Here is a 679-nt window from a genome sequence, read left to right on the forward strand (position 1 = left end):
TGCCGGTGGCCGGGTCGATGGCGTAGTAGCCGTTCGGGTCGCTGCCGTCGGTAAGGCCGTAGGTGAGCCCCTGACCCAGCGGGTCGCTGCTGGCGGTGACGGTGGCAACCTCGTTGCCTTCCTCGGCCAGCCCTTCGAGCAGGTCGTCGCCGCCGGTCAGGGTGATCGACGGCCCGGCGATGGTGCCGATCTCGGCGGTATCGCTGGCCGGGCGGTTCGAGCCGTCGGTGGCGGTGACGTCAACGGTGGGCAGATCGCCGCCGTCGTTGACGTGCTCAGCGCCGGCCGCGGTCAGGGTCACCGTGCCGGTGGCCGGGTCGATGGCGTAGTAGCCGTTCGGGTCGCTGCCGTCGGTAAGGCCGTAGGTGAGGCCCTCGCCCAGCGGGTCGCTGCTGGCGGTGACGGTGGCAACCGTGTTGCCTTCCTCGGCCAGCCCTTCGAGCAGGTCGTCGCCGCCGGTCAGGGTGATCGACGGCCCGGCGATGGTGCCGATCTCGGCGGTATCGCTGGCCGGACGGTTCGAGCCGTCGGTGGCGGTGACGTCAACGGTGGGCAGATCGCCGCCGTTATTGACGTGCTCAGCGCCGGCCGCGGTCAGGGTCACCGTGCCGGTGGCCGGGTCGATGGCGTAGTAGCCGTTCGGGTCGCTGCCGTCGGTAAGGCCGTAGGTGAGCCCCTG

General features: G+C 71.1%; 1 protein-coding gene. It reads right to left on the reverse strand.

The features are described from left to right. On the reverse strand, window positions 1-679 hold a 679-nt coding region (locus tag IEI94_RS09600; RefSeq protein WP_191167091.1), incomplete at both ends, for a cadherin repeat domain-containing protein.

The sequence above is a fragment of the Halomonas sp. ML-15 genome, from assembly GCF_014779595.1.
In the GTDB taxonomy this organism is placed as follows: Bacteria; Pseudomonadota; Gammaproteobacteria; order Pseudomonadales; family Halomonadaceae; genus Franzmannia.